The organism is Endozoicomonas sp. SESOKO3, assembly GCF_024606255.1.
The window spans coordinates 1-3,769 of the sequence record NZ_JAHHPR010000145.1; the positions used below are offsets into that span (position 1 = coordinate 1).

At 45.0% G+C, this 3,769-nt stretch carries 4 protein-coding genes; all 4 read right to left on the bottom strand.

Annotated elements, in window-relative coordinates; all coding sequences use genetic code 11:
* Window positions 1-14: 14 nt before the first annotated feature.
* Window positions 15-260, bottom strand: coding sequence for a nucleotidyltransferase domain-containing protein (locus tag KDK18_RS02545; protein WP_257252969.1), 246 nt, complete (start codon window positions 258-260; stop codon window positions 15-17).
* A 190-nt stretch (window positions 261-450) separates the two neighbouring features.
* Entirely contained in the window at window positions 451-2,436 is a 1,986-nt protein-coding gene (locus KDK18_RS02550; RefSeq protein ID WP_257252970.1) for a capsular polysaccharide biosynthesis protein, read from the bottom strand.
* Window positions 2,437-2,803: 367 nt separating this feature from the next.
* Complete coding sequence (cysC, locus tag KDK18_RS02555; protein WP_257252972.1) at window positions 2,804-3,436, bottom strand: adenylyl-sulfate kinase; 633 nt, start codon at window positions 3,434-3,436, stop codon at window positions 2,804-2,806.
* Between the two features lie 112 nt (window positions 3,437-3,548).
* Window positions 3,549-3,769 (bottom strand): hypothetical protein (locus KDK18_RS02560; RefSeq protein WP_257252973.1); only part of this gene is annotated, 221 nt, incomplete at its 5' end.

Consider the following 3,769-nt stretch of genomic DNA (forward strand, 5'->3'; position numbering starts at 1 on the left):
AGCCTGTTAGGTGACTAACGGGAATCTCGCTCCTTCAGGGGCGAGAGGATGTCAATAAAGTGGCAAGCAAGCTCCTGTGCTTTATCCCACAAAAGCTGTTGAGAGGTTTGCCCAGAGATTAAGACCGCTAAGTCTATATCGCTTCCGGCTGTGGCATGCCCAGTCGCCTGACTGCCATACAAAACGATACCCTGCAGAGTTTCTCCAAATGCTGCTCTAAGTGACTCTTCAATATAAGAAGCATCTAAACTGGCGTGCATATCTTCTCTTTGAGAGATGGTTGTGTCATTAGCATAACACTCCTCAAGGTATAGTGGATCCCATACACTGGACAGGTGGTTAAGTTGAGTTTTCTGGCTGTGACGTTCCCCTTCAGGAGGAAATCATGAGTACCAATTTGTTAGCTGATGCTTCCGACCCCTGGTTTCCCACTGAGACCATAAGAAATATCTAACTAAACAAAGCTTCTATCAAATAGCCCAGCTTTCGTCGTTTTCTGCTTAACCATTGGATCATAAAGTGACGATTTTCAGCTGTTGAACAACGTTCTCGTTCGATCGAAGCAATAACCCTCTCTGGTGTCGTATACCTCTGGGTTTGCCAGTTGATATACATGGGGTAATGACAGTGAGCAAAATAGATCAGTTCGTCTAAAGTTCTTTTGCGATGGCGTCTTTTGCAGATCAAGTGATCAACGGTTACTCCCCATCCTGCATAAAAAGGCTGGCCCCAGCAATGGACTGTTTTTCCAAGTGTCAGGGCTTCAAAACCTGCCAGAGAGGTCATGACGTGCAGTTCATCACATTGCTCAATACAATCAAAAATATCACCATCCAGTACAACATGATCGACCCAGTCCAGGGCCAGACTCTCGGGAATATGACCCTCCCTCCCTGCTAAAAGAACATCCGGATGGGGCTTGTAAACAATAAAAGCATCAGGCGCGTGGGTTCTGACCGCCTTAATCAACTCAAGATTGGATGAGATTTCAGGGCTGCCCCATTGGATAGAAGCATCGCTGTCCACCTGACCTGTAATCAGTATCTTTCGCTGATCCATTCTGACTGACTCAAACAGGCATTGCTGCGAGCCTTGCAGATTATATTTGCTGATTCGTTGTTCTTTCAGGGTCTTACGTAAAGCTTTTGCCCGCAGGAGTTGCTGATCATTGAGCTCAATGGTGTTGATTGCAGTTTCGAGATCAGAGGGTCGTGAAGCATCAAAATAGATGCCCGTCTGATCCAGAATCAAAGAGCTGGGTCTGCGCAGGTCAGCCCCCAGACCTACTGAACGAATGAAGGCGTCTTCAGCTCTGAAAAGCTTAATATTCGATGGCGGTTTATAATCATGATGTTTGGCTCCCCAAACTAAAATGCCATCATCAGGTTTCGTCTTCGCTTCAGCTTGCTGAACCGATTTTACAAACAAAACCTTTTCTGAAATCGCTTCAGTAAAATGCTTTAAAAAGGCTCTTTTCCATAAGCTGAAGCCCACCGCATAGAGTGTGTTGACGGGCTGGCTCCGTGAAGTTCTCTGCAGGACGATAAGCTCAAGAATATTTTCCAGCTCACACCGTTCAAAAGTTTCCGGATCAATATAACGAGTGTACTTCAGGCAGGCTGCAGCAAAGAGGCTTTCAATAGTATGCGTTTGTTTCCGACGAGGGCAGGGAACCCGGTCATCGGTTAACCCCCAGCCACTGTAAAAAGGGACACCAAAACAAACGACATTTTTCTTGTGCCAGAGTGCTTCGAATCCTAATTGAGAGGTAACGACGTAGACTTTTTCAAAGTAGGGGAAAAGAGACTGAGCATTCACCTTGTCCGCAAGAATATGTATTCTGGGATTATCAGGAAGATGGCTGCCGAGATAACCCTTTTTGGTACCCAGAACAACATCAGGATGAACTTTTATCCAGATTTCAGAATCCGGATTCTCCGCAAGCGCCGCATCCAGCATTTTCTCAAAGCTGGAGTCATCCGCTACTCCAAACTTGACGGAACAGTCTCCGTAAGTCTGATCAACCACAAGAACACGTTTCAGCCCTTCAGCTTCAGGCTTCCAGCCATCTATAGGCTCATGATTATATTTAGTGATTTTGTTGTCAGTAATCTGAGCCAGAAGGTTTGAAGACCGATCTCGTAATTCTGCGTTGAACCAGTCGGGACGATTGAGAAGCGCTTCAATATCAGAAGGGCAGTTAGCGTCGTAATAAATGCCCTGTTTATCAACGATCAGAGCAAAGCGTTTGTCACCCAGGGCAGGGTGGCCCAGGTAGCTGATAAAGCCGTCTTCAAGGTGCCAGTAGGGTACCTGATGCTTTTCTGCAAGTTTTACAGCTTTTTCTGTGTTGGCTTTTTTGCCCCACCCCACAACAACATGAGAAGGTTGTATTTTCGTGTAAGACTTTTTCTTCTCTATGCGATCGCACTGCAAGAGAGTAGTTAACTCTCCTGCTTGACTTATCCCGCGAGAAAAAGTAATGAAAGCGGGTTTTGGCTTTAAAGAAGACGGCAATGGAGTCACAGCTATTTGATAGAAAAAGGTTAAAAGGTGGATAAAAGGCTTTATCGGTATTTTGAATAGATACTGAATTACAGTGAATTATCTACTATTACGATCAGATGCCTTGGGCATTTTGCTGATTTAAAATGCACCCGTTGCATTAATCCGGCAACTACCATAACAGAAAAAACGTACAACAGGTGAATTTTTGCATTGTGCGCAAGAATGCTTGACGGTCGAATAATCCACATTAATATGACAAGGCTAAAACGGTTCAACACTGAACAACCTTTAAGCCTTACAGCCCATTTCCAACCGTTTTTTCATCCAGTTCTGAGTTCCGTGGCAGTTTCTTCTCAACCAGATAATCAAGAACCACTTGAGTGCATTCCTTAAGGCGCATTTCTGCTGTATTAATGACAATCTCCGGGTTCTCAGGCACGTCATAACGGGAATCAATGCCCGTAAAGTTTACGATTTCACCTGCTCTGGCCTTTTGATAAAGACCCTTGGGATCACGCTGCTCACAGACATCCAATGGAGTGTTGATAAACACTTCGATGAACTCGCCTTCAGGCAGCATATTTCTGACCATTCTTCTGTCAGATGTGAATGGAGAAATAAACGCACTCAGAACAATAAGGCCGGCATCAACTAACAGGCTTGAGACCTCACCTATACGGCGAATGTTTTCAACCCGGTCATTATCGCTAAAGCCCAGATCCTTGTTCAAACGATGCCGAACATTATCACCGTCCAATACATAGGTATGATAACCCTGTTCATGCAGAAGAGCGTCAACTGCATTAGCAACGGTAGACTTACCTGAGCCACTCAGGCCGGTAAACCAGATCAGGCAGGGCTTTTGCGATTTCAGGTTCGAACGTGCTTCTTTAGAAACCCTGTGAGTATGCCAGGCAATATTTTCCATATTCCAGTTAAGCTCATTGTGCTAATGCTTCGGATTGGCCTTACTCAACTGCTCAGCCATCAACACTGCCGAGCTGCAAAATAGCAGGGGCTGTCATAATCTTTCCCTGTCTTCAAACCAGACAAAGCACTTGATAGCAGGATTTAATATTGGTTTTAAAAGACTCTGATATAGCAGACCAGGACAGTGCCTGCACAATTATGGGTATGTTGGAGTCACGTAAGGCTTCATTAAATGCCGTTAACTGATCGAAACTATCATGCTCGTCTTGCCCATCGGGGAAGTGAACGACAATGTCCAGATCACTGGCATCATGATTAGTACCTTTTACAC

Bases quoted from the DNA above. Each gene is read 5' to 3' on its own strand.
- cysC (WP_257252972.1), bottom strand. From the start codon at position 3,436: ATGGAAAATATTGCCTGGCATACTCACAGGGTTTCTAAAGAAGCACGT.
- KDK18_RS02545 (WP_257252969.1), bottom strand. From the start codon at position 260: ATGCACGCCAGTTTAGATGCTTCTTATATTGAAGAGTCACTTAGAGCA.